This is a genomic window from Dokdonia donghaensis DSW-1, from assembly GCF_001653755.1.
GTDB lineage: Bacteria > Bacteroidota > Bacteroidia > Flavobacteriales > Flavobacteriaceae > Dokdonia > Dokdonia donghaensis.
The window spans coordinates 2,265,789-2,291,604 of record NZ_CP015125.1; the positions used below are offsets into that span (position 1 = coordinate 2,265,789).

A 25,816-nucleotide genomic window follows, 5' to 3' on the forward strand; every position below is an offset into this window, starting at 1 on the left:
TTATTTAATCTTCAAGTTCATAATCAATGATAATTTCTCCATCTGGGATATTGTGTACAAAGCCATCTGGAGACACTTTAGGAGGAAAAACTTCTCTAATGCGTTTTGTCACCTGCAGGTTTGCTGTTTGTTTATCATAAGTAACAGCAATAAGGTCTACAGCTTGATTTATGTAGTATACCTCATTCTTTATAGCAAGATCTGTAGCTCCTGGTGCCTTTATATAGGCAAGAGCAACTGGAGAAGATGGGTTCTCGTTATCAAAGACGTGAAAGCCTTTGTTCTTTTCGTTTACAAACAGTAAATCATTAAATACATAGATTTTACCCGAGTTTATAATGCTTCTGGCGTCTTCGAGAGCGACGCTGGCCTCAAACGTAGGGCGATCAAGAGTAATCGCATCATAGTTTGTTAATAGATCAACAGTATCTACATCATCGCTGGTTCTGTCTGTGACACAGCTTAGAGAGGTGATACATACAAGTAGTAGGATACACAAATGTTTCATATAATATAGTTTTTACTCTAGATGCAATAACTACTTATACGTTGCGCGTGATTGTCAATACTTTACAATTATTTAATGTTAGCGTGTTTTAAATAGTTCTCTTGGGTCACGTATACCTCGTTTAAGATTTTCAAAGAGTATAAGCATTTTATCTACTTGTGTTTGCTCATTTTTATAGCGTTTCACTTGATAGATAAGACCTCGTTTTTTACCATCTGTAAGTGATTCAAAAATTGCCGCACCGTCTGGGTCACTATCATAAACGGCATCAAACGCCTCTGGAGTCACCACACCGTATTTAGTGGTATCTTCTATGAGTTGGATACTAAAGATGTCTAAAGGCTCAATTTTTAAAGCTTTATGGTGCTGTTTTCCAAAAAGTACCCAGTACACGCCTTTCAATTTACGTATGGCTATATGTGTTTCTAGTGTATTTATATCATTGCTTGCTTTTAGCAATACACGCTTATGACCAGCATTAGACCAATCATCACCTAGCTTTTCAGGTAATATAAAGCCTCCTTTTTGAAGTTGTACTTGTATGACTTTTGATTTTTTGATACTTTGGCGTTATTAGTTTATGGTTATGAGTAGGCTTTCGCGAAAGCGTAACCTTATCTAAGTGTTGTGATTACCTGAGTCTCGCTATGAAGGGTTTTGTGTACCGGGCATTTATCTGCGATTTGTAAAAGACGGTTGAGTTGTTTCTCATCAAGATCAGACGTTATTTTAATCTCACGGTGAAAGGTATCAATCTTTGCCGAAGGATTATCTTCACAAGCAACACAATCTTGAGCGTGCGTTTTACTGTAACTGGTGTGCACCTCAACATTTTCTATCACCCACTTTTTACGCTTTGTGTACATCTGTATGGTCATTGCCGTACAAGCAGAAAGACTTCCTGCGAGTAACTCATAGGGAGTAGGGCCATAGTCGTTTCCGCCTACGCGTACCGGCTCATCTGCCTTCATATGGTGATTGCCTAGTTTTAGTAAGGTTGTAAACCCATCTTCTTCATCTAGACTTGCAACTACCTGAAAGGTAGTTTTTATAGTCTCTTGAACAGGTTGTGGTATATATCTCGCGGCCCATCCAGCGATAATTTTACCTACGTAAGCAGCATTTTCTTTGTCAATAAGTAAATGCTCAGATCCATCCAGAGTTACAAAACTCTTAGGGTGATGCGCGGCGTGGTATATTTCTTCGGCATTTTTTATAGAAACTGTTGCATCTTGTGGAGAGTGGAGTATAAGTAAAGCCTCGTGCAAGTTACGAGCAGCTTCTACACAAGAGTTTTCTTCTAGATTATCTATAAACTGCTTTTTAAAAGTAAAATCACGTCCTGCGAGTTTTACATTAGCCTGACCTTTATCTTTTATTACTGAAAGTTGAGATCCTAATTGCTTTTGCACGTGTACTGGATTGCTAGGAGCTCCTATAGTTGCGACAGCCTTTATCGTATCAATCTTACCGCCTGCAAAAATTGCTGCAGCACCACCTAATGAGTGTCCCACAAGTAGAGAGGGTGCTTTGTATTCTTTGGCAAGAAAATCTGCAGCGCTTATGAGATCATCTACATTACTTGAGAAGTTTGTATCTGCAAAGTCACCATCACTGTCACCTAAACCCGTAAAATCAAAGCGTAACACGCCAAAACCTTGAGAGGCAAGTGCTCTACTTACATTGCGCACAGCACTAAAATCTTTTGTACAGGTAAAGCAATGTGCAAAAATGGCAAAGTTATGTGGGTCTTGATTTGCAGGTAGATCTAATCTTCCAGCCAATATTTCTCCGTGTGCATTTGTAAAGTTTATTTTACTTGATCTCATAATACGTAATATGTTTAATGGTTGTAGCTCTTCTGTCGAAGGAAAAAGGGCAACCTATCTTTAAAGAATTTAATGTACGATTATTACGTGTAATTGATATACAATAAAGGTTATCCTTCTTGTTTTTTACACTTTTATCATATTTTTCTATTCCGCTTTCGCGAAAGCGTAAAAAAGAAAACCCCAATCATAAGATTGAGGTTTTTTAATCATTAACGGGATGTTATCATCCTTATTTCTTTCGCCAGTCTGTTTTTATAAAAACAGCGAGTTGAAACCTGTCATAGGTGTCTACCGCAAAATCATTTTTGAGATATCCCATTTGTGCACTTAGGTTCTCACTAAAGTTGTAGCCTAGAGCACCGTACAGTCTATTCTGCCCAAAAAAGTCATTCTGCAGATTAATAAAAATCTCATCATATGCGGTTAAAAACCATTTATCATTAAGCGGATAGGTTACTCGTAAAAAGTAACGTGCTCTATGCTCTGTGGTGTTCTCACCAGAAGGTCTGTTTATAAAACGTTGCTCTAATCTGTATCTGTGGCTAAAGTTAAACTTGCCAAGACTATTTTTAAGAACAAACTGCTCATACAGTCGATTTTCATTTACATTCTCTTCGCCTGCAAACTCAAGAAAGTTTGTGTCTGTGGTGATATTACCATATCCAAAAGATGCCATAGCCTTGTCTGATATATGGTAGTTAAGAGCCGTACGCAGGAGTAACTGATTAAAGTTACTCCCGAACTCGTACGTTCTATACTGTGCCTCTGCGTGTATGCTTAGCTTTTCTGATATTCTATTATTTGTGAATATCATTGCCCACGCGCCTAGATCATCTTCGCCACGGTCTTGGGCTTGCAATGATACAAGAGATGAGAATAATAGTATTAAGGCTAAAAGCTTTTTCATACTTAGTTTAATTTAAACGTTTTTATCTCTTTAAAGCTACTTACATCCATAGCTTTTAGCGTAGTTTCAAATGGTGCCCACTCAGTGCTAAAGAATGTATTAGTCTTCTCTAGCGCGCTCTGTAACTCATTGCGCGCGTGTGACATAAGAGTAGTCTCTGTCGTAGTAAGTCCGTTAGGGCGACTACGTACATAACCACTGGCAGCACCTATACGATTCATCACTGTGATTTCTGGATTACGTGTGATACCCTGCCTTTTATCTACCTTACCTATGTATAATGCGATTACTTCATCTATGCGCTTGTCCATATCTTTTATAGAGGCTAGCTCATCTTTATACGCCTTTTTATCATCAAGTTTGTTAATCATTTTCTTGTAATCATTTGCAAGGTTCTTGCTCTCTACAAGTTGTTTTACAGCATCTGCGGCTACTTGAGTCATCGCTTCAAGATCTTTGGCAGCATTGTAACTATCGTCTATTGCTTTTTGCGGCACATCATACCTTGGGTCGCTCTCTACTGTGATAGCGCTCTCGCTTGTTTGATCTCCGTACTGCATTACAAGCTTGTAAGTTCCTGGTTTTACAGAAACCCCTCTAGGTTCATTCTTACGTTTTCTTATGCTTCTAGATGGGCGATCACCACCAGACTCATTCATATACCAAGTAGTTTTATAAATACCTGTACTGTCTGGAGTTTTCCACTTGAGGTGACGTATCTGTCTAGCACCATCATATATTTTAAGGTGGATAGAATCCCAAGTTACTTTTGCCTCATCTACTTCTTCGGCATCTTTATCGTCGCCTTTTTTCTTTTTATCTACTTTTTGTTTGGTTACATAGTAAGCGATTTGCGCACCACTTTTTCTGTTCTCACCGTTATAAATGGCATCTGCTCCAAAACGACTTCCCGTAGGTTGCTGGTATGACGCGTCATATGCAGTAGGAGGGGTGAAGAGTTGTAGCTTTCGCGAAAGCGTACTTCTATCACTCGCTATCTTACGTAGTGGTCTTATATCATCAAGAACCCAGGCTGCACGCCCAAAGGTTCCAATTACAAGATCGTGCTCTCTAGGGTGAATTACTAAATCTTTTACCGAAGTAGTAGGGAATCCTTTTGTCCACTTCTGCCAGTTGTTACCAGCATCAATAGATACATAAAGACCATCATCTGTACCTAAGAATAATAGATTCTTCTCTTCTGGATCTTCTATAATTGATAACGCATAACTCTGCACATCATTCTCATCTACAATGCGCGTCCAGCTTTTACCATAATTGGTAGTTCTGTAGGCATAAGGAGTGTAATTAAAGCGTCTATAGTCGTTTGCAACTAGAAGCGCTTCACCTTTATTCTTATCACTTGCTTTAATTTGTACTATCCAGCTTCCTTTTGGTAAACCTTTTAAGTTATTAGACACTTCTGTGTAAGAAGATCCGCCATTTGTAGTATAATGTACACGGCCATCGTCTGTACCTACCCAAAACATATCTTTTTCAAGCGGAGATGGTTCTATTACCAGAATGGTAGTATGATTTTCGGCACCGGTGGCATCCATAGTAAGACCACCAGATTCAGATTGCTTTTGTTTCTCTGGGTCGTTTGTAGTAAGGTCTGGAGAAATTACTTCCCAAGTGAGTCCCTTATCTGTAGACTTGTGTACAAACTGACTACCAAAGTATATGGTACTGTTATCAAAAGGATCAATGTTTATAGCACTGTTCCAGTTAAAACGAAGTTTTACTTCTGGATCTGGGTGTGTAGGTTTTACCCCATAGTTGTTACCAGTTTTGTAATCATAACGGCTCACAAACCCCTGCTGACTCATAGACCACCCGTACTGGCTGTCATCGCGATCTGGTACTACGTCAAAACCATCTCCAAAAGAGATTTCTTGCCAGTAATCGTTACGTATACCTTGAGCTTTCCATACATAGGCAGGTCCTCTCCACGAGCCATTATCTTGCATACCTCCATATACATTATAAGGAAACTCATTATCTACATTAATGTGATAAAACTGAGCTACAGGTAAGTTACCTATAAAACGCCACGTCTTACCACCGTCTTTTGTGATGTTAAGACCGCCGTCATTACCGTCCATCATAAACTTCCCATTGTTAGGGTGTATCCACCAGGCGTGGTGATCTGGGTGTACGCCGTTATCTACTCCGTAAGCGCCCATAAGTTGGTCAAAATTTTTCCCACCATCTTCAGACACGTTTACATAGGTAAATACAGAAAACACACGATTTTCATTTTGAGGATCTACGTGTATATCACTATAGTAAAATGGTCTGTTCCCTATATCACTCTTGTCGTTAATCTTTTTCCAGTTAAAGCCGCCATCGTTAGAGCGGTATAGTGCATTCTTCTTTGCTTCTATAAGCGCATATACCACGTTAGGACTTCCGGGAGCAATAGAGAGACCTATACGACCTAGTTCTCCCTTAGGAAGTCCATCTTGATCTGTAAGTTCTTTCCAAGTGTCACCACCATCGTGAGTCATATACATACCAGAACCTTCACCACCAGACTTAAAGAACCAAGGGTCACGTTTGTGCTCCCACATTGCTACAATAAGTTTATTAGGGTTTGTTGGGTCCATAACCATATCTGCCACACCAGACTTGATGTTTGTAAATAAAACCTTATTCCACGTTTTACCACCATCTGTAGTTTTAAAAACGCCACGCTCTGGGTGTTCTCCCCAAGGAGAACCTATAGCGCCCACATAAACCACATCTGGATTAGTAGGATCTATAATAACGCGGTGTATGTGACGGGTTTTTTCTAATCCCATAGATTTCCACGTTTTACCGCCATCTAGTGATTTATAAACACCATAACCACCATTAAGAGAGTTACGTGGGTTTCCTTCTCCCGTACCTACCCATATCACAGATGGATTAGATTGTTGTATCGCTACAGCTCCTATAGAGGCGGTGAGCTCGTTTTCAAAAATAGGATCCCATTTTATTCCGCCAGACGTAGATTTCCATAAACCTCCAGAAGCTGTACCTACATACATTACATCTGGATTATCTGTAACCACATCTATAGCAGTCACACGACCAGACATACCGCCTGGGCCTATATTACGGGGTTGTACATCCTTGAGCAAGGACATATCAAGTTTTTGAGCAGATACTACTGTGCAGATGCATATCAGTAGGAGTGAGAAGAGTTGTTTCATTATAAAATTTTGGTTGAATTATAATGACCTTTCGGTCAAGGGACTAAAGTTAATTAAAAGACAATCTTAATTTCTTAAATAGTTGTTAATGGATGCGCTATGTTTTAAAGGTTTTATTCACGCTTTCGCGAAAGCGTAATTATATCTCTAATAAAGCGTTATGAAATAATTAACAAGATATTGGTATAACATTAGCTTTTTGTTTAATAATATGAACATATCTTTGAACAAATAAAAAAACCAATTGTTATGAAAAAGATGTTATTAATGGCAGCAACAGCAGGATTATTATTTGCTTCTTGCGCCGAAGGAACTAAAGAAAAAGCAACAGAAACAAATGAGGAAGTTGCACAAGCCGTAGTAGAGCTAGAAGAGCCTGTGGTAGAAGAGCCAGGTACAATAGTAGATATCGCTGTAGGTAATGAAAATTTTACAACATTAGTAACAGCTGTAAAAGCAGCAGGACTTGTAGAAACTTTATCTAGTACAGGACCATTTACTGTATTTGCACCTACAAATGATGCTTTTGCAAAACTACCAGAAGGAACTGTAGGTACTCTAGTAAAGCCAGAAAACAAAGCAATGTTAACAGATATCTTAACCTACCACGTAGTTTCTGGTGAGTATATGGCTGGTGACGTAGTTGCGGCTATCAAGAAGAATAATGGTTCTTTTAGTACAAACACTGTGATGGGAGAGCAAATTACTTTAATGATGGACGGAGAAAACGTTGTTATTAAGGATGCAAAAGGTGGGACATCTGTAATTATTATGACAGATGTAGATGCTTCAAACGGAGTAATACACGCTATAGACACTGTAATTATGCCTAAAGGGAAGTAATTACAACCCACATTTAATAAAGAATTAAGAAGCGCCTCAGTAGGGGCGCTTTTTTATTGACCTATTAGGTAGTAATTTTATACAGCTATGAGAAAACAACAAAATAGGAGCGGTTTTGTATTCAAAACCTATGACGCTCCGCAAAAATCCCTTTTTGACCAGCTGCTTGATATATTTCAAGAGCTCATCACCCACACCTCTGGTGATTTTGACGAGGCGATGGACTGGCTTAAAGAGCTTGATAAAGAATATAAACTCACAAATGATGAGTATACCTTAGACGATTTTGTACAGGAGCTTAAAGACAAAGGCTACATACGAGAAGAAATTAAGCCAGACGGTAATAACGGCACGGCTATCACAGAGAAGACAGAGCGGGCCATACGTAAGAGAGCCCTAGATCAAATTTTTGGGAAGCTTAAAAAGAGCTCTCAGGGTAACCACAGGTCAAAACTTAACGGTAGAGGAGATGAGCATACTGGTGATTATCGCGAGTATCGTTTTGGTGATGGGCTAGAGCGCATCTCTATGACAGAAAGTTTGCGTAATGCCCAAATTAATAATGGTGCAGAAGATTTCCGCTTACGCGAAAGCGACCTCGTGGTAGAAGAAACCCACTTTAAAGCACAAATGAGTACCGTACTTATGATAGATATATCACACAGTATGATACTTTATGGAGAAGACCGTATTACTCCAGCCAAAAAGGTAGCGATGGCACTAGCACAGCTCATCACAACGAGGTATCCAAAAGACTCTTTAGATATAATTGTATATGGGAACGATGCCTGGCCTATCAAAATTAAAGATTTACCGTATTTGCAAGTGGGTCCTTATCACACTAACACAGTAGCAGGTCTTAATCTGGCTATGGATATCTTGAGACGTAAGCGTAACTCAAATAAACAGATCTTTAATATTACAGATGGTAAACCGTCTTGTATAAAGCTTAAAGATGGGCGCTACTATAAAAACCCAAATGGACTAGACGAGTATATTGTAAACAAGTGTTACAGTATGGCTAGACAAGCACGTAAGCTTCATATACCTATCACAACATTTATGATTGCAAATGACCCTTACCTGCAACAGTTTGTAGATAATTTTATTGAGGCAAACCAAGGAAAAGCGTTCTATACAGGACTGCAAGGTCTAGGAGAGATGATCTTTCAAGATTATGAAAGCAACAGAAAGAAGAGAATAAAATAACTGTAAAAAAAAGAATAGATACCTCATTGTGAGATGAGGTAAAATAAGAATAGCTATGAATCATACAGAAATAAAAACACTAGGAGCTCTTAAAGAAGTATCGTGGTCATCTAGAAGTATAAAAGAAGAGTTGCGCGAGCACCTTATATCAAAATTACAAGCTGGTACACCTACATTTACAGGTATACACGGTTATGAGCATACGGTTATACCAGAACTAGAAAGGGCCATATTAAGTAAACATAATATCAATCTATTAGGGCTACGTGGTCAAGCAAAAACTAGACTTGCACGTCAAATGGTAAATCTCCTTGATGAGTGGATGCCTATAGTAGCAGGGTCAGAAATTAATGATGATCCGCTTAATCCAATCTCGAGGTATGCTACAGAGCTTATTAAGGAAAAAGGAGATGACACACCTATAGACTGGGTGCATAGATCTGAGCGCTTTGCAGAGAAGCTCGCAACACCAGATGTGACTGTTGCAGATATAGTAGGTGACGTAGATCCTATAAAGGCAGCAAACCTTAAATTGAGTTATGCAGACGACCGCGTGATACACTACGGAATGATTCCTCGTGCAAACAGGTCAATTTTTGTAATCAACGAGTTACCAGATTTACAAGCACGTATACAAGTGGCCTTGTTTAATATACTACAAGAAGGCGATATTCAAATACGCGGCTTTAAATTGAGACTACCACTTGATATGCAGTTTGTTTTTACTGCAAATCCAGAAGATTATACAAACAGAGGAAGCATAGTTACTCCACTTAAAGACCGTATAGGCTCTCAAATACTTACTCACTATCCAGAAACAGTGGCTATCGCCCGTACTATAACAGATCAAGAAGCAAATCTAGACGAGCGCCAGAAAACTAAAGTACACGTACCTAATCTAGTAAAAGATCTTATAGAAGAGATAGGTTTTGTAGCTAGAGAGAGCGAGTATATAGATGAAAAGAGTGGTATAAGTGCACGTATGAGTATAACGGCATTTGAAAACTTAATGAGTACAGCAGAGCGTCGTATGTTGTTATCTGGAGATACAACTACTACAATACGATATTCTGATCTTATGGGTATAATTCCTGCGATTACCGGAAAGGTAGAATTAGTATATGAAGGAGAGCAAGAGGGAGCAGATGAGGTTGCAAAAATTCTTATAGGTGATGCAACGCGATCACTTTTTGATGATTATTTTCCAAAGATCGAAAAGCTTGTAAAAGATAATCAAGAAGATCCTTATGGTGATGTCTTAGCTTGGTTCTTTGAGCAAAGTGGTTTTGAACTTGAAGATAATTTGACTGACAAAGAATACAAATTAATGCTAGACAGCATTACACCTTTAGAAGAACTCGTAAATAAATATCAGCCCGAAACAGTAGAGGAGGACCGCTATTTCTTAAAAGAGTTTATCCTTTTTGGACTTGTAGAATATAAGAAACTGAGCAAGTATAAACTCACCACAGGGATGCGTTTTAATGATCTTTATGGAAATTACATCTCAGGATTAGGATAATTTTGAAATATAAATTATTTATTTATATAATCATTGTAAGTATTTGATTTAAAATGTTTAGTGTGAAATTTTTAGATTAGACTAAAATGAAAAAAGCTCCTCAAAAAGGAGCTTTTTTATGAATATAATTCTTTGTGGGATGTTTTATATTATCCTAGGTTTGGAATTACTAATTCTTGATCTGGATGTATAACATCTGGGTTTTTAAGGATGTCTTTATTTGCTTCGAAGATCTCTTTGTACTTCATTGCGTCTCCATAATAATGTTTTGCAATCTTGCCTAGTGTGTCTCCACTCGCTACTGTATGACGTGCATAAACAGATGTATCTGCAACTTTAATGTCTGCTACAATGTCACCTGGATTTTCTCCTCCAGCCGCTTTTATAGCATCCCAAAGTTGGTTTTTCTCATATTGATTTGTTGCAGTTCCTCTTACGTGAAGTACTCCATTTTCTTCTTTTACATCTCCGTTCTGGATGTTAAGTTTTTCTCCAAGGTCAAGAACGTTTTGATATTTTGCTTTTACCATTATTTTAGTATTAGTGTTAATTTGTTTTTAATATACAAAGTGTTTAAGATATTGTAATTAATCTAATCTTCAAAAATTAATTGCCCTGTAAAAAGCACATCTACATCGACTAGCGGCGGTTCTGTAACAGATATAAGGTCGCCTGTGGCTTTTATAACGCCTTGCAGGCTGTTTTGAGGATTTACTACCATTTGTGCAGCGCTGGTATGGTTAAAGGTCAAATCACCTATCTCAAGGTTTCTACCATTGAATTGCGGAAACTCATCGCTAAAGTTTATAGATGCCGTTTCAACACTTCCAGACATTGTAATATTACTTGATCCATTTGCAGAAACCACCAGGTTAGTACTGTTTATATGGAGCGTCACAGCACCACTTTTATTAATATCTGTAATGTTAAGGCTATTAGCAGTTGAGTTGCTCACAATAGTTAATGATTCATAGTTGAGTAAACCTTCACTGGTAATCTCAAAGGCAGAAGCCTGGCGTATGCGAGTAATATTTGGAGAAGTTACAGTAACAAGAGTTCTACCATACTCGCGTAAAAAATTACAACCATTTAGGTTTTGCAGTACAAGTGTTTCTTGTTCTACAAAGAGGTTGAGGTCTGGCACTAGATTTTCGCCAGTTTCAACGATAACTTCTTGTTGAGGTCCTTCTTTAAGTATAACGCGTATGTCATCTTCCATTTGGATTTTTGAAAATGTATCCACATCAAGAGTATACGTTATGATATCTCCATCTGTTTGAAAACAATCATTTGCATCTTCAGAGTCGCAAGAAATGAAAAATGCTAGCAGTAGGGCGAGTAGGAGGGAATTACGCTTTCGCGAAAGCGTATATATAGCCCTTATAAATCTGAAGTTTGTTGTCATCATAATCGTATTCCTAATCCAAATTCTACTGCCTCTGCTTTTGCTCCGTGTGTTTTTACGGCAGCAGAAACAAAGTATTTTTCTTGTATATAGTGTTTAAGCCCCACGCGCTGGTAGAACCTACCTTCAAAATCATAAGGATAGTACACATAATAACCGGCGTGCGTCATAAGTGCGGTTTTATTAAATCGCAATTCGTGACCAACAAATACACCTGCTCGTTTCCAATCTTGGTCTTTTGTAACACCAAATGAGGGGAAGGCTACAGATAGAAACTCAATTTCGTTCTTTAAGAATTTTGAGAAAAAGAATTCCCCTCCAGCAAGAATGGTACTTTTTTTACTCAATCTCTTATCTGCATAAGCAGTCAAGATTAAGAATGGTTCTTGACCCAGCCCAACATAATCACTCTCGTTAAGCCCCATATTAAGAGCAAAATTAAAACCTATAGGCTCTGTATAGCGTTCTCTAGGTCCTCTGGGAATATAGTCTGGAATCGGTTTATTTTTATAGACCACACCTGCGTTAATTGCTAGCGTGTTTGTACTTGTATTAGGTGCTTTAAAATTACCATTTGACCCGTGTAAAAAGGTAAGTCCTGTTTGTAATGATATTTGTGGAGTGATAGGTTGCTTGTAGTTAAGCATTACAAGTGTGGCGCTAAAAAACCTTGATCCATAAGCGTTATTTGCCACATTAGTTTCAATGTCAAAAGGATTTGTACTATACCCAATACCTTGACCAACTCTAAACATAAGTTTTCGGTTAAGAAAGTAGAAACTGTAATGCGCTAGGGCGTTATAGGTCTTGCCTAGGTTGTCATTTTTAAGATCTTGATAGGCAAATGTGAATCCGTAGTCAGGATAATTATATCTTCTGGACCATTCTTGATTGCCGTAGGTTTTTTTGTTATAACTTAAAATCAACCCTTCTGGATGCCCAGTTATGAGCGATGTGATGTCTTTGTTGTGTCTCAATATACTCCCATAAAAGTAGTTGAGTTCTACTTCAAAAGGATTACTGTCTTGAGCAAACATAAAACTACTGTACAAGAGGCCTACAGCGGCTAGAAAATTTTTATACATATAAATCTGGTCGTACTGCGAATGTATAGATAATTATAATTACTATCTACATACTAAAAAAAGCCGCCCAGTAGGCGGCTTTTTAGTATGTAGGTTATTGCTTTTACAGACCTGTGTAAAATTCCATTATCTTATTTAGGTCTTCTTCGTTTTTATAATTTAAATCATTTTTATCTACGAAGGTTTTTACTTTTTCTTCTTGTGCAGTAAGAAGCTTAAGTACTTTCTTCTTTCTAAGACTGAATTTTTCAAAACTATCTTTTTTAAGAAGCATATAAAACTCTCTAGGTATGTAACGAGCAACCGTTGTTCCACGCATTGGGTTTGAGCTTCCCTCGTTTATATCTACTACGTGATCTTTTAATATTTTAAATTCTGGTGTTTCTACAACAAGTTCGTAAACTTTTATGACAGCACTATTAGGAGATTCTATATTTACAAATGTTTTACCATTAATAATAGCCTTATCAACCGCGAGAGAGTTAAATGTGTAAATAGAATCTTTATTGATTTTTGCAACAATTTTATTTCTTCTGCCGTCAAAGTTTACATTTTCAATTTTTAGATTTTCACCGGCCTTTGTTACAACCGTAGCAGCACGATCCCAATTTTCAAAAAGATAAGGTGATCCATCAATTTTTTTATCTTCAACGCGATTTGCTCCAGCTTTATATCCAAGGTTCATTTTCTGATTAAAAACAGAATTTGCAGATGTAGAAGAGCCGCCGCCTCCAAAAGTATTTTGTCCAGTTGAAACTGTTGCCGTTAGTAGGAAACCAGCAATAAATAGTGTACGTAAAATCATAAGAAGTTTTTGTGTTTAAAGCCCAAATATAACAGGATTAAGAAAGTTTTAAGTGTTAAAATCTCATCTTTAACTACTTTTAACTTTTCTTTAAACATTAGATTATGTAATCGTTGATTTTACTGCGTTTTACAGTGTTAAGATTGCAGTTTGTTGAATTTTTTAATCCATTTATTAACGTGTCTGCATCGGGCCTTAAAAGCTGCACTCCCGGTATGATATCCGTCTTCCATAATTCGTTGTAATTCAGGATGTATCCAGTCTATTTCGGTACCTAAATAATACAATGTAGACATAGTATAAGCCTTTACAGCAACCTTTTGATCTGTGATTAACCAGTCAAACCCGCATTCTGTAATATGATTCTTGTGATTTGATAGAAGTTTCTTTTTGGTTTCTGGATGCTCGTGTTTATAATATGAGGTGGTAAGGTATTCACAAATTTTAGCAACCGGTCTAAGAGCAGAATCCTGATAGACTGTGTGCATATGAGTTGTAAAGTAGTCAAGATGTGGGAGAATAATAGTCATATCTTCTTTTATAGCAAACTCCGCAAGCCATCCAGCACGATTAGACCTTGGGTCATCTACCATAAATAGAATTTCTAGTACGTGTCTCAATGCTTCAGGATTATCAACAATAAGTTGCGCATAGTAGGCGCGCTTCTCACGACTGTGATTGACGTAGTCTAGATCTTTATAAAGCTCGTTAAGTGTCAATTGTTAGTTTGTTTAGAAAGAAGTGTATCTACCACTTTTTTAACTCCTGTTGTTGCTCTCTCTGGGAGTATCGTTAGTCCCTTTCTTTGTGTGATAGATGGTGCAGGGTCAATAAAAAAAATCTCTGCATTTGGCTGGGCTAGAGTGATAAGTCCAGCAGCAGGATATACTTGCATAGAGGTGCCTACTATGATTATATAATCTGCCTCACTAACTAACACAGAGGCTTCTTCCATAAGCGGTACTTCTTCTCCAAACCAAACAATATGTGGTCTAAGCTGGCCTCCTTGAGGGCATAAATCACCAGTTTTTAAATCTTTTTTCCATTCTAAAACTTGAGACGGGTCATTGCAGCTACGCACCTTAAGTAATTCACCGTGTAGATGTATAACTTTTGAGCTACCCGCTCTCTCGTGTAAATCATCTACATTTTGAGTGATGATATGTACATCATAGGCTTCTTCTAGTTTTACAAGATCAAGATGTCCTTGGTTAGGTAAGACTTCTAGTAATTGCTTCCTGCGCTCGTTGTAAAATTTTAAAACAAGCTCTTGGTTTGCTTTCCAGCCTTCTGGTGTCGCCACTTGCATTACATCGTGACCTTCCCAAAGACCGTTTGCATCTCTAAAGGTTTTAAGACCGCTCTCTGCACTCATACCAGCGCCAGATAATACAACAACTTTTTGCATACTCTTCAATAGGTTTTTTACACTTTAAAAGTACAGTATCTTTACCAGTAAACAATTTTTAATGGATCAAGACCTCTTAACCTACCTGCAATCTTTTTTAACCGAACGTCGCGTAGCATTATTTGATAAAGTATTACGCGAGCGCACAACTCATTTTACCGTGGCTGTAGAGGATGTATATCAATTACACAACACGAGTGCCGTAATACGTAGCTGTGAATCTTTTGGAGTACAAGAACTGCACGTTATAGAGGAAGTAAACGCAAAGCGTATAGATCGTGAGATTGCTATGGGGGCTCAAAAGTGGGTAGATGTATCTCGTCACAATAGTGCTTCTAGTTGTATCAAATCATTGCGTGAGCAGGGCTATAAGATTGTTGCCACCTCACCACATAAAGATGCACACAGGCTAGAAGAGTTTGATGTGGCTGAGAAGGCTGCTATATTTTTTGGTAGAGAGACAGAAGGTTTAAGCGATCTCGTGATGGAGGAGGCAGACGATTTTATTTATATACCTATGGTAGGCTTTACTGAGAGTCTCAATATCTCAGTTTCGGCGGCGATTACTTTGCAGCATATAATGACTAAGCTCAAAGCTTCGGATGTAGACTGGAAGTTTTCTGAGCAAGAACTTTTTGATAAAAAGCTCGCCTGGACTCGTAAAATGATTAAAGATGTAGCGCGCATTGAGCAGCGCTATCTAGATGAAAGAGTGTAGGAGTACGCTTTCGCGAAAGCATAATTAAAATTATCTCTTAATCTTTATTTTGTAAGACTCGATACTCTTCATAACACTCACTTATGGCATCTAGAATCTGAAGGTCATTTGCAGTCATTATAAAGTTATCTGAATAGCTACAATTTTTTAATATAGCATCTATATCTACACGGTCTATTTGAAGTAGAGCGCCCAGAGTCTCGCGGTCAAATTTACGTTCAAGAAGGTTACGCACTTTGTCATCTTCTTTCATCTGGCGTAGCTTGCGCAATTGTCCTTTCTTACGGCTGAATATGTTGTAAAGAAAATCTGCAGGGTTAAAAATAGAGCTCAGCACGCGTGACACGGCACCAGGCTGTCCTTGACCTACTTCATAACCAGAGTTAAGACCAGAAATGCTATAGCGCTGGTTGCTGTAAATAGGGATTCTCTTTGCATCTATCTCTAAGTAGCCGGTAAGTTCTATTTCTTCTACAACCACTTCTTCTAGGGCGATGCCTATTTCTGTCATTTTGATTTTTACATCTCCATATTTTATCCAGTCAGAACTTACTCTTACTTTGAGCGATTTATAACCTAAATATGAAAAGTATAATGTATCATTTACGGCAGCCTTAATGTCAAAGTTACCTAGCTTATCTGTAGTAGCTCCTTTAAAGTTTGAGAGGTTGAGAATGTTTACGTTTTGTAAAGCAATATCTGTACTGCTGCTTAAAACTTTACCATCTATAAATCCATCTTGAAGCTCCTTTGTAGAAGTTTCTCCAGTTGGGGTAGCTGGTTCTTGCGAGTATCCTACTGTGCATACGGCAAGTAGAAATAAAAAAAGTATGGTTTTCATCATATAGAGTAGCAATTTATGCAATCCTATGAGAAAACCATACCAAAATTTAACTTTTACAATAATTCTAACACTTTAGGCTAGCTGCGACGGCGTCTTTTGCCAGAAAATGGGCTTTTATTACCTTCTGTAGCTCTGTCTGGAGTACGACTTGGTCCTCTACGATCTGATCTGCCTTCCGATCTACTTGATCTTTCTGAGCGATTTCTAGACCTTCCTTGATCTTCTCCATAGCTAGACTTGCGATCACGGTCACCGCCACGACGGTCACTGCGTTTTCTGTCTGATCTGTCACGATCACCACTGCTACGACGACGATCACCGCCACCGCTACGACCGCCTCTAAAGCCATCATTGCCACCTCTACGGCCACCGCCACTGCGGCCTCTTCCGCCACCGCCACGGTTACCACCGCGACCTCCGCCGCCTTGTGTCTCTTCTACACTTACACGACGACCATCAAGTTGATAATCTTCAAAGAGTGCAAGTACTTTTTCTTTATGCTCTGTATCTGTATTAAAGAATGAGAAGGCGTCTTTACAATCTACACGATATATCCCGTCTTGACCTAAGCCTGTCATTTCTTTTAAGAAGTCCTTAAGCTTCATCCAGTCAAAATCGTCTTTACGACCTACGTTTATAAAGTAACGTGTTGTATCACCAGACTCTTCTTTAAACGCTGCAACAGCATTTTGATTAAGATCTTTTGCTTTTTTGTAATAATTAAAGAAGCGTGTAAATTCTACAGAAAACACTTTCTTTATAAGCTCTTCTTTAGTATTGTCTTTAAGTACTTCTTCTATTTCTGGAAGATAAGCATCAATCTCTTGGTTGATCTCTGTGTTGTTTATGCTATTTGCAAGGTGAAATAACTGTACTTGTGTGATCTCTTTTCCGTCAGGAATTGTTTTTTGATCAAACTTCTTTGCTAAAATCTTTTCGAGCTGCTTGATTTTACGCATTTCACTCTTGGTCACAATAACCATAGAGGTACCAGTTTTACCAGCACGACCTGTACGACCAGAACGGTGCGTATATGTCTCTATCTCATCTGGAAGTTGGTAGTTTATAACGTGTGTAATATCATCTACATCTATACCACGTGCAGCAACATCTGTTGCAACAAGCATCTGTATTTGATTATTTCTAAAGCTCTTCATAACAAGGTCACGCTGATTCTGACTTAAGTCACCGTGTAGCGCACCTGCATTATATCCATCTTCTATAAGTTGCTCTGCAACTTTTTGAGTATCTCTCTTAGTACGGCAGAATATTACAGAAAATATATCTGGATTTGCATCAGAAAGACGCTTAAGCGCTTGGTAACGATCACGTGTGTGTACAACGTAGTACTCGTGTGATACATTCTTTGCACCTTCATTTTTATGACCTACTGTAATCTCTAGTGGGTCGTGCATAAACTCTTTTGCAATACGTGCAACCTCTCTAGGCATTGTCGCGCTAAAGAGCCACGTAAGTTTATCTTCTGGAGTGTCTGCAAGAATATTTGTAATATCCTCATAGAATCCCATATTAAGCATCTCATCTGCCTCATCAAGAACACAGTAGCTTAATTTTGTAATATCTACCATACGACGACGCATCATATCTTGCATACGTCCTGGTGTAGCAACTACAATCTGAGCACCACGTGAGATCTCACGAGCTTGCTCTTGTATATTAGAACCACCATAAACAGCTACTACGCGCACACCTTTAATGTGTTTTGCATAGTTTTTCATCTCGTTAGTAATCTGGAGACATAGCTCACGAGTAGGGGCTATAATAAGACCTTGTGTGGTCTTACTTGAAGCATCAATGTTTTGTAATAGTGGAAAACCAAAAGCAGCAGTTTTACCTGTACCTGTTTGTGCAAGTGCAACCATATCGCGATCTTCGGCGAGTAGTTGTGGGATAGCTTCTTCTTGGATTTTTGACGGGGTTTCAAATCCCATATCGGCGATAGCCTGAAGTAAGGGCGCGTTTAGGCCCAGTTGATCAAATGTCATAAGACAAAATTTTAATAAGTTATCGTGCTGTAGGAAGCGCAACGACTTATTAACCAATTGCTTCAATCAACACGTGCCATAAATAGTGGCCGTACCTCACCCTGAGGTTTTTCAAGGTGCAAAAGTACTATATATAATTGAATAATCGTAAAGTGACTTGGTAATTTTTTTAAAGAACGTAATTTACTCGTCTCTTAAGTAAGATAAAAACTGCTCCATCGCACGCCCTCTATGGCCTATTTTACCTTTTAGCGCCATCGCCATTTGGGCGAAAGTGGCCTCGTAGCCGTTAGGTTTGAAGATAGGATCATAACCAAAACCGTCATCTCCATAGCGTTCTTTTGTAATTTCTCCCTCACATATGCCTGTGAAAGTCTCTATTTTCTCTGCTTTCGCGAAAGCGATAACCGTCTTAAACCTCGCCGTTCTATTTTGCTTTACTGCAAGAGCTATAAGAAGCTTATCCATATTATCTGAAGCACTTCTTTGAGGTCCTGCATATCGTGCTGAGTATACCCCAGGTGCACCGTCTAGGGCGGTAACCTCAAGGCCCGTGTCATCTGCAAAGCAATCATAGCCATAATGATTACGTACATATTGTGCTTTTATAATCGCATTGCCTTCTATTGTAGGTGCATCTTCTATAATATCTTCATCACAGCCTATATCTGTAAGTGATAAAATATTGATATGCTCTGGTACTAGGGCTTGTACTTCCTTAAGTTTATTAAGGTTGTGTGTTGCAAAGACTAACTTCATTTAAGAGACAAGGCTAAAAATGGCTGCTCCATAAATCGCATAACGTACAAAACGCGCTAGACCAAAGAGTGCCCAATATTTAAAATCAAAACGAATCATACCAGCAGCAAGACTTGCTACGGCAAAGGGTAATGGGAGCAAAGCTCCTACTAAAATTAAGAACCCTCCCCATTTACGAGCATTTTTTAAATGCTTTTCCATTCTTACTTCAAGGTAGTTGTGTACCGCTGGTATTTTTAGAGAAGCTCTTCCCGTAAAATAAGAGACAGCACCACCTAGGTAAGATAGTAGGGCTATAATAGAAAGATATAATACAGGATCGCTAGTTTTATCACTCCAAGCTATAAAAAGCTCTGGAGGAATAATACCGAGTATAGACTCCGAAACAAAGAATAAAGTAAGCACTAAGAAGTTAGAGTAATTATCTATCACGTATTGTAATGCCGTGTTAAGGTCTATTACAAAGTAGTGTATACATACTATGGCAGCTACAACAAATAGTATAGGTGGTAGTGCTTTTTTAAGTGCATCTTTAAGAAAAGAGTAAAAGCCAGTGTATACATAATACTGGTGCAGTAACTGTAGTCTATTTTTCTTTTTTATGCCTGATTTTGAACTCATTAAATAGTAGTCGTATATGTATTACAAAAATAACGTGAGTACGGCGTCTTTGCATCTTTAGTACTCATAAATATTGGTTAAACTATGTAGGGCTCGGTTTATTGATGATGATAAGGTTCTCCTTTTAAAATGGTAAACCCTCTATAAATTTGCTCTGTGATAAATAAACGTACCATCTGGTGGGAGAAGGTCATTTGTGACAAAGATACTTTACCTATCGCTTTATTGTAAACTTCTTGAGAAAAACCATAGGGACCTCCTATCACAAAGACTAAAGTTTTTATACCACTGTTCATCTTTTTTTGTAAAAACTTAGAAAACCCCACGCTAGAAAATAATTTGCCATTCTCGTCAAAGAGCACAAGGTGGTCATAGGGGCCCAATTTTGAAAGTATGAGGGCACCTTCTTTAGTCTTTTGCTCTTGCTCACTGAGATTTTTTACATTCTTTATATCTGGAAGAGTCTCAATATTGTATTTAATATAAAAATTCAAGCGCTTGCTGTACTCATCTACGAGTGCCTGTAGCTGCTTGTTATCTGTCTTACCTACGCATAGAAGTTTTATATTCATTTTGTAAAAATACAAATCTCTCTATGACGATGGATGTGTTTGTGTTTCCTTATTTTTACAGAAACCGTATTTTATATTTTTATGATAACAGAAGCGCAGTTTCAGCTTGAGATAGATGGTATAATTTCTAATGCAATAAGAGAAGATGTAGGTGATGGAGATCACAGCAGTCTGGCTTGTATACCGGCAGATGCAACGGGTAAGGCTAAGTTACTGGTAAAGGATGAGGGGATTCTTGCAGGTTGCGCTTTCGCGAAAGCGGTATTTTCCTACGTAGATGACAGCCTCGTAGTAGAAGATGTACATACAGATGGTGACCAGGTAAAGTATGGAGACATTGCATTTTACGTATCTGGCTCGAGCCAAAGTATTTTAAAGGCAGAGCGACTGGTGCTTAACGCAATGCAACGTATGAGCGCCATAGCGACCAAAACAAAGTTCTTTGTAAACCTACTCGAGGGAACAGGCACAAAAATACTCGACACCAGAAAGACCACTCCAGGTATACGCGCCTTAGAAAAATGGGCAGTAAAAATAGGAGGGGGAGAAAATCATCGTTTTGCACTGTATGATATGATTATGCTTAAGGATAATCACATAGACTTTGCTGGAGGAGTGACTAAGGCGATACTTAAAACTGCAGCTTATCTTAAAACGGAAAATCGAGATCTTAAAATAATCGTAGAGGCGAGAAGCCTTGAGGAGATAGAAGAGATTCTTGAAAATCACGAGCACGTATACCGTATTCTTATAGATAATTTTAATTATGAAGATACGCGTAAGGCGGTTGCTCTTATAGGTGATAAATGCCTTACAGAATCTTCTGGTGGTATTAATGAAGAGACCATACGTGAGTATGCACTTTGTGGTGTAGATTATATTTCTAGTGGAGCACTTACTCACTCTGTTTATAATCTAGATTTAAGCCTTAAAGCGGTATAATGGCTTCAGACAAGACCTTAGAGCAACGCCTTATGCGGTTCAAGCCTTTTTGCTGGATCGTAGCAATGCTAGATAAGGTGGTGATTCCTGGTTTTGAAGGGATGACTTTACTAAACTTGTCACGCGCTTACTTTACTGGTATTATAAAGGGTGCGCTGGGATCTAGAGCAGGATCTATTGCTTATAGTTTTTTTATGGCCATTTTTCCTGCGCTTATATTTGTGCTTAATCTTATACCTTATGTACCTGTGCCAGACTTTGATATTAAGTTTATGGCGTTTATTTATGAGCTCATACCATCACAGTCACTAGATTTTTTTAGGCCTATTATAAGTGATATTGCACAAAATGAGCGTGCAGGTTTGCTGTCTGTAGCTGGTCTTCTTGCTTTGTTTCTTACGGCAAATGGTATTAACTCCATTTTTAGTGGTTTTGAGGGTTCTCATTACAATGAGATTAATCGAAGCTTTTTTAGGCAGTATGCTGTGGCTATAGCGACCTCTATTATCTTGGCATTGTTGTTGGTTACTACTATATCAGTAGTTGTTTATTTTGAGTATTTACTCGTTTCTCTCAAGGAGAGAGACTTTATGAGTACAGACTTAGATATAACATTGCTATCGGTTGGAAAAAATGTTTTTGTATTGATAATGATATATGCTGTGATTGCAACACTCTATTATTTTGGTACCAAAGAGGGGCGCAAAAGCAGATTTTTTTCACCAGGTGCATTAATGACTACTATATTATTTATGATAACCACGTACCTTTTTGGTATTTATATCGACACTTTTGGAAGATATAATGAGTTGTATGGCTCAATTGGTGCATTATTGATAATGATGCTTTATATTTGGTTGAACTCTAATCTTATATTATTAGGATTTGAGCTCAATGCAACATTGCAAAAACTAAGGATATTACACAAAAAACCTAATTAAATTAACACAAACGTAAATTATGAAGAAGTATTTATTAGCACTAGTAGCAGTATGTAGTCTTACTTTTAGTCAAGCTCAAACAGTTGTAGGTGATGCAACATTACCTAACACAATGACTGTAGAAGGAACAGATCTCGTTTTAAACGGTGCGGGAATGAGAGAAAAAGTAATTTTTGATCTTTACGCGGGAGGATTATACCTAGCCTCAAAAAAGAGTGATGCGGCTGCTATTGTAAACGCAGATGAGACAATGGCTATGAAGCTAGATATCGTTTCTGGTATGGTGTCAAGTAAGAAAATGATAGGAGCAGTAGATGATGGTTTTGACGCTTCTATGAATGGAGACACAAGCTCCTTAGATGCACAAATCACAAAATTTAAAGGTTTCTTTAGCGATAAGATTGTAAAAACAAACGTTTTTGATATTGCTTATGTAAAAGGAAAAGGAACTGTTGTTAGTAAAAACGGTAAAGAAGTAGGAATGATACCAGGATTAGAATTCAAAAAAGCACTTTTTGGAATTTGGTTAGGAAGCAACCCTGCAGATGATGATCTTAAAGAAGCGATGCTAGGTAAAAACTAGTAAATTTCATCTTTTATAGAAAATGGCGATTCTCAAGAATTGCCATTTTTTGGTTTTAAAAACAAAGACACTTATCAAATTATGAAGTACTTAATTAGTTTATTTATTGTATTACTGTTTACCGCAAGCGCTGTGGCGCAGCAAGACGCTGTTTTTGGTAAGTGGAAAACTATAGATGATGAGACTGGTGAGGCAAAATCTATTGTAGAGATTTATAAAAAGGGTGATAAAGTTTATGGTAAGATTATAGACATACTTAACCCTCAAGATCGAGATAAACTATGTATTTACTGCGAGGGTGAAGATTATAACAAGCCTGTACTTGGTCTGGATATTATTAAAAACCTAGAAAGAGATGATGACGAGTATACAGGAGGTACTGTTTTTGATCCAGAAAAAGGGAAAACCTATAAGGCAAAAATTTGGATAGAAAATGATAATCCAGATAAGCTCTATCTTAGGGGTTATATTGCCTTCTTATATAGAACTCAAGAGTGGATACGCGTTAAGTAACATTATAATTATTCATAATGAGAGCCGCTTTTGTAAAGATTGCGGCTCTTTTTTTGTGCTATGCTTTCGCAAAACTTTACTTAACAGTACTTTTGAAATACACACTGCTCATTTATGCCCCACTTTATAGACGTCATACTTCCTATACCTGTAGAAAATACGTTTACCTACCTCGTCTCAGAGGCAGAATATAATTACATACAGAAAGGAATGCGTGTTGCAGTTCCTTTTGGTAAAAAGAAAGTGTACGCCTCTATCGTAAAAAATAAGCACACTAATGCTCCCACAATCTATGAGGCAAAGGAAATTCAGCAAATTTTAGATGAAGATCCTATAGTTACAGAACAGCAACTCACATTCTGGTCTTGGATTGCAAATTATTATATGTGTACCGAGGGGGAAGTGATGCGAGCAGCATTACCCAAAGCATTTTTACTAGAGAGTGAGACCGTTATAAGGCTCAAGTCTGATGGTCTTGTAATTAATGATGAAGAGCTTCAAGATGATGAGTTTCTAATTTATGAAGCATTACAACATCGCTCAGAGCTTAAAGTGCACGAAGTGATGGATATTCTTGATAAAAAGAAAATACTACCTTCTATACAGCGCCTTATAGATCAAGGGGTTTTAGAAATGCAAGAAGAGATTTACGAGCAGTATGTCCCTAAGCTTGTAAAGTTTATTACAATAGCCCCAGAGTATGACAGTGAGGAGGCTTTGCCTGTTATTCTAGAAGAATTATCTCGCGCACCAAAACAAAGAGAGATGGTGCTCACTTTTTTTTCGCTTAAAGCGAAAACTAACAAACCCATATCTTCACAAGAGTTGCAAAAAGCATCTGGAGCAACCGCTAGTCAGCTCAACGCGCTGGTAGATAAAGGAGTTTTTCAAACATATCAAAAACGCCAAGATAGAGTAGGGTTTGAGGGAGAAGTTTTTGAGACGAAGACTCTCAACACTTATCAAGCAACAGCATTGTCTGAGATTAAAACACATTTTGAAACAAAAGACGTTACATTATTACACGGTGTAACTGCTTCTGGTAAGACAGAAATCTATGTTCAGCTCATAGAAGAAATGCTTGCAACTGGAGATCAAATTCTATATCTCCTCCCGGAGATTGCTCTTACCACACAGTTAATAAGTAGGCTGCAAACTTATTTTGGAGAAAGAGTGGCTATATTTCATTCTAAGTATTCTGTAAATGAGCGAGTAGAAGTATGGAATAATGTCCTAAAAAAAATGGACAAGGCCCAAATCATTATTGGAGCGAGAAGTGCATTACTACTACCGTTTAGAGATTTAAAACTTATTGTGGTAGATGAAGAGCACGAGAGTAGCTTTAAGCAATATGATCCCGCACCAAGGTATCACGCTCGCGACTGTGCTATTGTGCTAGGAGCATTTTTTAAAGCCAAAGTCTTATTAGGTTCTGCAACGCCATCTATCGAGACCGTTTATAATGCCCAGAGCGGAAAGTATGGGTATGTCTCTTTAAAACAGCGTCACGGTAATATTTTAATGCCAGAAATTAACCTTGTAGATATCAAAGAGAAGTCTCGTAAAAGAGAGATGACAGGGCACTTTTCTGATACACTATTACGAGCAATTACAGATGCACTGGCACTAGGTGAGCAGGTTATTTTATTTCAAAACAGGCGTGGTTTTTCTCCTATTTTAGAGTGTAATACTTGTGGGCACGCTCCACAATGTCCTAATTGTGATGTGAGTCTTACCTATCATAAGTATAGATCACAACTTCGTTGTCATTATTGTGGTTACAACATTGCCCTACAGCAAAAGTGTATGGCCTGTGGTAGCACAGATCTCACAACTAAGGGATTTGGTACAGAACAAATAGAAGCAGAGCTCAAGGAGTTGTATCCAGATAACAATATCGCTCGTATGGACTCAGACACCACAAGAGGTAAGTATGGTTTTGAGAAACTTATAACAGCTTTTGAGCAAGAGCAAATAGATATTTTAGTAGGCACGCAAATGCTTACCAAAGGGTTAGACTTTAGAAACGTAACCTTAGTAGGAATTATGAATGCAGATAGTATGCTCAACTTCCCAGACTTTAGAGCACACGAGCGTAGCTATCAATTAATTGCTCAGGTATCAGGTAGGGCAGGGCGTACCGAAAAGCAAGGTAAAGTACTTGTGCAGACTTATAATCCTTATCATCAAATCTTACAGCAGGTTTCTTCAAATAAATTTGAAGAGATGTATAAAGAGCAATTAGAAGAGCGTCGCAACTTTAAGTATCCACCTTTTCATAGGTTGATACGCATTACATTAAAACATAGAGATTATCAAAAAATAGATGAATCTAGTATTTGGCTATCTAAGGCATTGCGACAAACGCTAGGTGCAGAGGCGGTACTAGGTCCAGAAACACCATCTATAGCAAGAATAAGAAATCTCTACAGGCGTAATATCCTTATTAAAATAAGTAGAAAACAAAATTTACTCGAAACCAAAAAAACCATAGGTAGAGTAGTGACAAGTTTTAATGCTATTGCTCAGTATCGTAGTGTTCGATTAGTCGTAGATGTAGATTGTTATTAGGCAGAAAAAAACCACTCATTGAGTG

General features: G+C 38.0%; 25 protein-coding genes. 9 read left to right on the plus strand and 16 right to left on the minus strand.

Translation table 11 applies throughout. From position 1 onward, the window contains the following. Positions 1–4: 4 nt before the first annotated feature. The 5 genes from I597_RS09995 to I597_RS10015 form a co-directional block, all read right to left on the minus strand. A complete protein-coding gene (locus I597_RS09995) occupies positions 5–508 on the minus strand; it encodes a hypothetical protein (protein WP_035324868.1) in 504 nt (167 codons plus the stop codon). Between the two features lie 78 nt (positions 509–586). Then, positions 587–967 (minus strand): YdeI/OmpD-associated family protein, encoded by a 381-nt coding sequence (locus I597_RS10000; protein WP_052111692.1) that lies wholly within the window; start codon positions 965–967, stop codon positions 587–589. Between the two features lie 155 nt (positions 968–1,122). Beyond that, entirely contained in the window at positions 1,123–2,337 is a 1,215-nt protein-coding gene (locus I597_RS10005; RefSeq protein ID WP_035324866.1) for a bifunctional alpha/beta hydrolase/OsmC family protein, read from the minus strand. Positions 2,338–2,569: 232 nt separating this feature from the next. Next, a complete protein-coding gene (locus I597_RS10010; protein ID WP_035324865.1) occupies positions 2,570–3,247 on the minus strand; it encodes a DUF2490 domain-containing protein in 678 nt (225 codons plus the stop codon). A gap of 2 nt (positions 3,248–3,249) precedes the next feature. Beyond that, positions 3,250–6,444 (minus strand): WD40/YVTN/BNR-like repeat-containing protein, encoded by a 3,195-nt coding sequence (locus I597_RS10015; RefSeq protein ID WP_035324864.1) that lies wholly within the window; start codon positions 6,442–6,444, stop codon positions 3,250–3,252. Positions 6,445–6,693: 249 nt separating this feature from the next. Here I597_RS10015 and I597_RS10020 point away from each other — a divergent pair, with 249 nt between their 5' ends. The 3 genes from I597_RS10020 to I597_RS10030 all read left to right on the plus strand — a co-directional run bounded on the left by I597_RS10020 (position 6,694) and on the right by I597_RS10030 (position 10,018). After that, positions 6,694–7,287 (plus strand): fasciclin domain-containing protein, encoded by a 594-nt coding sequence (locus I597_RS10020; RefSeq protein WP_035324863.1) that lies wholly within the window; start codon positions 6,694–6,696, stop codon positions 7,285–7,287. An 87-nt stretch (positions 7,288–7,374) separates the two neighbouring features. Then, on the plus strand, positions 7,375–8,496 hold the full coding sequence (locus tag I597_RS10025) for a vWA domain-containing protein (protein WP_035324862.1): 1,122 nt from the start codon (positions 7,375–7,377) through the stop codon (positions 8,494–8,496). A gap of 55 nt (positions 8,497–8,551) precedes the next feature. After that, a complete protein-coding gene (locus I597_RS10030; protein WP_035324861.1) occupies positions 8,552–10,018 on the plus strand; it encodes a sigma 54-interacting transcriptional regulator in 1,467 nt (488 codons plus the stop codon). A gap of 149 nt (positions 10,019–10,167) precedes the next feature. Here the strand turns inward: I597_RS10030 and I597_RS10035 are convergent, their stop codons facing one another. From I597_RS10035 to I597_RS10060, 6 genes are all read right to left on the minus strand, one after another. Continuing rightward, complete coding sequence (locus I597_RS10035; RefSeq protein ID WP_201771773.1) at positions 10,168–10,548, minus strand: LysM peptidoglycan-binding domain-containing protein; 381 nt, start codon at positions 10,546–10,548, stop codon at positions 10,168–10,170. Between the two features lie 62 nt (positions 10,549–10,610). Further along, on the minus strand, positions 10,611–11,426 hold the full coding sequence (locus I597_RS10040) for a head GIN domain-containing protein (RefSeq protein ID WP_052111690.1): 816 nt from the start codon (positions 11,424–11,426) through the stop codon (positions 10,611–10,613). Further along, positions 11,423–12,508 carry an acyloxyacyl hydrolase gene (locus tag I597_RS10045; protein ID WP_035324859.1) on the minus strand — a complete coding sequence of 362 codons (1,086 nt, stop codon included), beginning with the start codon at positions 12,506–12,508 and terminating at the stop codon, positions 11,423–11,425. Before I597_RS10045 ends, I597_RS10040 begins: the two co-directional genes overlap by 4 nt. 103 nt (positions 12,509–12,611) lie before the next feature. Beyond that, complete coding sequence (locus tag I597_RS10050) at positions 12,612–13,313, minus strand: hypothetical protein (RefSeq protein ID WP_035324858.1); 702 nt, start codon at positions 13,311–13,313, stop codon at positions 12,612–12,614. Positions 13,314–13,450: 137 nt separating this feature from the next. After that, on the minus strand, positions 13,451–14,032 hold the full coding sequence (locus I597_RS10055; protein WP_035324857.1) for a hypothetical protein: 582 nt from the start codon (positions 14,030–14,032) through the stop codon (positions 13,451–13,453). Further along, entirely contained in the window at positions 14,029–14,721 is a 693-nt protein-coding gene (locus tag I597_RS10060; RefSeq protein WP_035324856.1) for an SIR2 family NAD-dependent protein deacylase, read from the minus strand. The genes I597_RS10055 and I597_RS10060 overlap by 4 nt, the downstream gene beginning before the upstream one ends. Before the next feature lie 61 nt (positions 14,722–14,782). Between I597_RS10060 and I597_RS10065 the strand changes: the two genes are divergently transcribed. Beyond that, entirely contained in the window at positions 14,783–15,439 is a 657-nt protein-coding gene (locus tag I597_RS10065) for a TrmH family RNA methyltransferase (protein ID WP_035324855.1), read from the plus strand. Positions 15,440–15,476: 37 nt separating this feature from the next. Here the strand turns inward: I597_RS10065 and I597_RS10070 are convergent, their stop codons facing one another. The 5 genes from I597_RS10070 to rlmH form a co-directional block, all read right to left on the minus strand. Further along, complete coding sequence (locus tag I597_RS10070; RefSeq protein WP_394357292.1) at positions 15,477–16,280, minus strand: carboxypeptidase-like regulatory domain-containing protein; 804 nt, start codon at positions 16,278–16,280, stop codon at positions 15,477–15,479. 80 nt (positions 16,281–16,360) lie between these two features. Beyond that, positions 16,361–18,289 (minus strand): DEAD/DEAH box helicase, encoded by a 1,929-nt coding sequence (locus tag I597_RS10075; protein WP_035324853.1) that lies wholly within the window; start codon positions 18,287–18,289, stop codon positions 16,361–16,363. Between the two features lie 183 nt (positions 18,290–18,472). Next, positions 18,473–19,048: a non-canonical purine NTP diphosphatase gene (locus tag I597_RS10080; protein WP_035324852.1), complete on the minus strand. Its 576-nt coding sequence runs from the start codon at positions 19,046–19,048 to the stop codon at positions 18,473–18,475. Then, the gene (locus I597_RS10085; protein ID WP_021778991.1) at positions 19,049–19,669 is read right to left on the minus strand and encodes a YqaA family protein; all 621 of its coding nucleotides are present in this window, start codon (positions 19,667–19,669) and stop codon (positions 19,049–19,051) included. Positions 19,670–19,767: 98 nt separating this feature from the next. Further along, the gene (gene rlmH, locus I597_RS10090; protein ID WP_035324851.1) at positions 19,768–20,241 is read right to left on the minus strand and encodes a 23S rRNA (pseudouridine(1915)-N(3))-methyltransferase RlmH; all 474 of its coding nucleotides are present in this window, start codon (positions 20,239–20,241) and stop codon (positions 19,768–19,770) included. Positions 20,242–20,322: 81 nt separating this feature from the next. Here rlmH and nadC point away from each other — a divergent pair, with 81 nt between their 5' ends. From nadC to priA, 5 genes are all read left to right on the plus strand, one after another. Continuing rightward, positions 20,323–21,183: a carboxylating nicotinate-nucleotide diphosphorylase gene (gene nadC, locus I597_RS10095; protein WP_035324850.1), complete on the plus strand. Its 861-nt coding sequence runs from the start codon at positions 20,323–20,325 to the stop codon at positions 21,181–21,183. After that, a complete protein-coding gene (locus I597_RS10100; protein ID WP_052111688.1) occupies positions 21,183–22,124 on the plus strand; it encodes a YihY/virulence factor BrkB family protein in 942 nt (313 codons plus the stop codon). The genes nadC and I597_RS10100 overlap by 1 nt, the downstream gene beginning before the upstream one ends. A 19-nt stretch (positions 22,125–22,143) precedes the next feature. Then, the gene (locus I597_RS10105; RefSeq protein ID WP_035324849.1) at positions 22,144–22,707 is read left to right on the plus strand and encodes a chalcone isomerase family protein; all 564 of its coding nucleotides are present in this window, start codon (positions 22,144–22,146) and stop codon (positions 22,705–22,707) included. 81 nt (positions 22,708–22,788) lie between these two features. Further along, on the plus strand, positions 22,789–23,220 hold the full coding sequence (locus I597_RS10110) for a DUF2147 domain-containing protein (RefSeq protein ID WP_035324848.1): 432 nt from the start codon (positions 22,789–22,791) through the stop codon (positions 23,218–23,220). Positions 23,221–23,334: 114 nt separating this feature from the next. After that, on the plus strand, positions 23,335–25,791 hold the full coding sequence (gene priA / locus I597_RS10115) for a replication restart helicase PriA (protein WP_035324847.1): 2,457 nt from the start codon (positions 23,335–23,337) through the stop codon (positions 25,789–25,791). The last annotated feature ends 25 nt before the right edge of the window (positions 25,792–25,816 follow it).

Bases quoted from the DNA above. Each gene is read 5' to 3' on its own strand.
- I597_RS09995 (WP_035324868.1), bottom strand. From the start codon at position 508: ATGAAACATTTGTGTATCCTACTACTTGTATGTATCACCTCTCTAAGC.
- I597_RS10005 (WP_035324866.1), bottom strand. From the start codon at position 2,337: ATGAGATCAAGTAAAATAAACTTTACAAATGCACACGGAGAAATATTG.
- I597_RS10010 (WP_035324865.1), bottom strand. From the start codon at position 3,247: ATGAAAAAGCTTTTAGCCTTAATACTATTATTCTCATCTCTTGTATCA.
- I597_RS10015 (WP_035324864.1), bottom strand. From the start codon at position 6,444: ATGAAACAACTCTTCTCACTCCTACTGATATGCATCTGCACAGTAGTA.
- I597_RS10020 (WP_035324863.1), top strand. From the start codon at position 6,694: ATGAAAAAGATGTTATTAATGGCAGCAACAGCAGGATTATTATTTGCT.
- I597_RS10025 (WP_035324862.1), top strand. From the start codon at position 7,375: ATGAGAAAACAACAAAATAGGAGCGGTTTTGTATTCAAAACCTATGAC.
- I597_RS10030 (WP_035324861.1), top strand. From the start codon at position 8,552: ATGAATCATACAGAAATAAAAACACTAGGAGCTCTTAAAGAAGTATCG.
- I597_RS10035 (WP_201771773.1), bottom strand. From the start codon at position 10,548: ATGGTAAAAGCAAAATATCAAAACGTTCTTGACCTTGGAGAAAAACTT.
- I597_RS10040 (WP_052111690.1), bottom strand. From the start codon at position 11,426: ATGATGACAACAAACTTCAGATTTATAAGGGCTATATATACGCTTTCG.
- I597_RS10045 (WP_035324859.1), bottom strand. From the start codon at position 12,508: ATGTATAAAAATTTTCTAGCCGCTGTAGGCCTCTTGTACAGTAGTTTT.
- I597_RS10050 (WP_035324858.1), bottom strand. From the start codon at position 13,313: ATGATTTTACGTACACTATTTATTGCTGGTTTCCTACTAACGGCAACA.
- I597_RS10060 (WP_035324856.1), bottom strand. From the start codon at position 14,721: ATGCAAAAAGTTGTTGTATTATCTGGCGCTGGTATGAGTGCAGAGAGC.
- I597_RS10065 (WP_035324855.1), top strand. From the start codon at position 14,783: ATGGATCAAGACCTCTTAACCTACCTGCAATCTTTTTTAACCGAACGT.
- I597_RS10070 (WP_394357292.1), bottom strand. From the start codon at position 16,280: ATGAAAACCATACTTTTTTTATTTCTACTTGCCGTATGCACAGTAGGA.
- I597_RS10075 (WP_035324853.1), bottom strand. From the start codon at position 18,289: ATGACATTTGATCAACTGGGCCTAAACGCGCCCTTACTTCAGGCTATC.
- I597_RS10080 (WP_035324852.1), bottom strand. From the start codon at position 19,048: ATGAAGTTAGTCTTTGCAACACACAACCTTAATAAACTTAAGGAAGTA.
- I597_RS10085 (WP_021778991.1), bottom strand. From the start codon at position 19,669: ATGAGTTCAAAATCAGGCATAAAAAAGAAAAATAGACTACAGTTACTG.
- rlmH (WP_035324851.1), bottom strand. From the start codon at position 20,241: ATGAATATAAAACTTCTATGCGTAGGTAAGACAGATAACAAGCAGCTA.
- nadC (WP_035324850.1), top strand. From the start codon at position 20,323: ATGATAACAGAAGCGCAGTTTCAGCTTGAGATAGATGGTATAATTTCT.
- I597_RS10100 (WP_052111688.1), top strand. From the start codon at position 21,183: ATGGCTTCAGACAAGACCTTAGAGCAACGCCTTATGCGGTTCAAGCCT.
- I597_RS10105 (WP_035324849.1), top strand. From the start codon at position 22,144: ATGAAGAAGTATTTATTAGCACTAGTAGCAGTATGTAGTCTTACTTTT.
- I597_RS10110 (WP_035324848.1), top strand. From the start codon at position 22,789: ATGAAGTACTTAATTAGTTTATTTATTGTATTACTGTTTACCGCAAGC.
- priA (WP_035324847.1), top strand. From the start codon at position 23,335: ATGCCCCACTTTATAGACGTCATACTTCCTATACCTGTAGAAAATACG.